Annotated in this window: 2 protein-coding genes; both read left to right on the top strand. The window is 60.0% G+C overall.

Annotation, left to right across the window (positions count from 1 at the left end):
• On the top strand, positions 1-1,946 hold a 1,946-nt coding region (locus ACTHNE_RS17655; protein WP_440269926.1), incomplete at its 5' end, for an SDR family NAD(P)-dependent oxidoreductase.
• On the top strand, positions 1,943-3,139 hold a 1,197-nt coding region (locus ACTHNE_RS17650), incomplete at its 3' end, for a polyketide synthase (RefSeq protein ID WP_324939254.1). The genes ACTHNE_RS17655 and ACTHNE_RS17650, both read left to right, overlap by 4 nt.

The raw sequence follows: 3,139 nt of genomic DNA, 5'->3' as shown, positions 1-3,139 counted from the left end.
CCCAGGTGCTGCAGCAGGCGCTGGGGCAGGTGTGGCAAGCGGGCATGGCGATCGACTGGCCGGCTTATCACGCCCACGAGCGCTGCCGGCGCATCCCCTTGCCAACCTATCCCTTCGAGCGGCAGCGTCATTGGATCGAGCGCATCGGCGTAGGGGAGCTTCCGATTACCGCCGCGCAACCCTCTGGCGACGGACTGTATGCACCGGTCTGGAAACAGCTTGCGCCATTGTCAGAGGAGCGGGATGCCGCCGGATCGTTGTGGCTCGTGCTCTGCGACGCGCAAGGTATCGGTGCCTCCTTGCGCGAACGTCTCATGAAGCAGGATGCGGACACGATCATCATCACGGCAGGAGAGGGCTACCGCCGCATCGACGCAGAGCATTACGTCATCGACGCTGCTGCCGAGGCCGATTACGCGCGCGTGTTACATGAATTGGCCGTGCCTGCGTCAAGGTCCATTCGTGTTGTCCATCTTTGGAGTTTTGACGCGCCTTCAAATTTTGACAGCCTGCTTTATTTGGCGCGCAGTCTTGCAGCGGCTTGTGCGGACTCACCGGCAACCATCGACTTAGTTACCGACAGTGCCCTCAGCATTACCGGCGAGGAGCCTATCGACGCTTCCATGGCGCTGGGGACGGGGTTATGCAAAGTGATTCCGCAGGAGCTGCCGCAATGCCGCTGCTATCACATTGATGTGCAGCGTTCAGCCGGCAACGCGCGGCTAGCGGTGCAGCTCGGCATGGAGATCACCGCGACCGAGCGCCCGATGCAAGTGGCATGGCGAGGCAGCCGGCGTTGGGGATTGAGTTACGAGCGCCACAGCTCGGCTGCCGGCGCGCTGCGCATAAAGACACACGGCCACTATCTCATCACCGGCGGACTTGGACGCATCGGCCTGGCGCTTGCCGCGCATCTTGCCGCAGGCGGCGCTACGGGCATCACCCTTATCGCACGCAAGCCTCCTGCGGAGGATCTGAATGAATATTTGCGAAGTATCGAGGCAAGTGGCTGCAAACTGCTTTGTTTGGTGGCCGACGTAGCCGACTACGCGCAAATGCATGCAGCATTCGATCGTGCCGAGCAGGAAGTGGGGCCGATTGATACCGTCATTCACGGCGCCGGAAAAGTACGTGACGCCATGCAAGGCCTGCATGAACTGGCTGGTTCGGCGCAGCAGGAGCATTTTCGCGCCAAGGTGCATGGCACGCAGGTGCTGGCGCGATGCATCGATGAGCGAAACATCGGTTTGTGTCTATTGATGTCTTCGCTTTCCGCCGTGCTGGGAGGGCTGGGCCTTGGCGCCTATGCCGCGGCGAACAGCTACCTGGATGCCTTTGCCCAAGCTCGCCACAACAGCGGTGACCGACGCTGGTTGAGCGTGAACTGGGATGGTTGGCTGTTCGAGGAAACGGTCGGGTTGGCCAGCAGCCACCCAGGTGTCACGGCTGCCGAAGGGGTGCGGATTTTCGATCGACTGATGCGACTGCCGTCGCTACCGCAATGGGTGCACTCCGCGCAGGCCCTGGATGCGCGCATTGCGCAATGGCTGCAGATGACTCCTGCAAGAAAGAACCGTGCGGCGCTTCACGCCAGACCGAGCGTACCCACCGATTACGTCGAGCCGTTCGGCGCCACGGAACAGAAGCTGGTCGTCGTTTGGCAGGATGTACTGGGCATTGGGCAGATCGGTACGCGGGATAATTTCTTCGAACTTGGCGGAGATTCGCTCACGCTCGTGCAAGTGCACAAGTCCATCCGCGCACAGGGATACCCACAGATAACCATTGCGAATCTGTTCCAGTTCCCCACGATTGCAGAGCTGGCGCATTTCCTGGACGCCGCACAACAAGGAGCGAGCGCCGCAGGCATCGTCAGCAAGCGACTCGAACGGCGACGCAACCGGGAACTGGCCGTCGACACTTCCTCCACAGCGAGCCAGCCATGAGCGGTCATGACCAGCACGTTGCCATTGTTGGCATGGCCTGCCGTTTCCCCGGCGCGGACGACAGCGACGAATACTGGAGCAACATTGCCGCCGGCAAATGTTCCATCCGCCAATTGTCGCGGCAGGAATTGCTGGCGGCCGGAGTGAACGAGGCACTGGCCGATGATCCGCTTTATGTATCGGCATCCAGCCATATTGCGGACTACGAGCTATTCGACCCGGCTTTTTTCGGCGTTTCATCTGCCGAAGCGATGTATATGGATCCGCAGCGGCGATTGCTGTTGATGTGCGCGCAGGAAGCGCTCGAACAAGCCGGTTACGCGAGCGAGCATCAGCGGCCGATCGTCGGCGTCTATGCGGGCGTGTCCTCCAGTCTTTACCCGCTTTCCATGGTGTTGTCGCGGCTCAACCAGGTGAGCGGCGAGCCATCGCCGGAAAACGAAGCAATGGATATGTCGATGCTGCTTGCCAACGGCAAGGATTTCGCCAGCACATATCTGTCATACCGGCTAAACCTCACCGGCCCCAGCGTCAACGTCAATACGGCCTGTTCCACTTCGCTGGTGGCTGTACACCAGGCTTGTCGTGCACTGGCTTCCTACGATTGCGATCTGGCTTTGGCTGGTGGTGCATCGATTTTTCCTTATAGCCACGGCTACCTGTACCAGGACGGTGGCATCCAATCGCGCGATGGTCACTGTTATGCGTTCGATGCGCGCGCCAACGGCACGATATTCGGCGATGGCGTAGGCATCGTGCTGCTGAAGCGCCTGTCCGAGGCACTGAAAGATGGCGACACCATCCATGCAGTGATCAGAGGTTATGCCATCAATAACGACGGCAGCGACAAGTTGAGTTTTGCCGCGCCCAGCGTTTCCGGACAGATCGATGTCATTGCCGAAGCGTTAATTTCCTCCGCCACCTCGGCCGAATCCATTTCTTATATTGAGACGCACGGTACGGGCACGGTGCTCGGTGATCCGGTGGAAATCGATGCACTGAGCCAGGTGTTTCGTACCTATACATCCGGGCGGCAGTTCTGCGCCATCACATCGGTAAAGCCAAACATTGGCCATCTGGATGTAGCGGCGGGAGTAGCGGGACTGATCAAGACGGTGCAGGCGCTGAAGCACCGGCAGCTGCCGCCGAGCATCAACTACGCAAGCCCCAATCCGCAGATTGATTTTGCGAAC

Source organism: Dyella sp. (assembly GCF_051954575.1).
Lineage (GTDB): Bacteria > Pseudomonadota > Gammaproteobacteria > Xanthomonadales > Rhodanobacteraceae > Dyella_B.
This window is presented reverse-complemented; position numbering and strand designations above follow the sequence as displayed.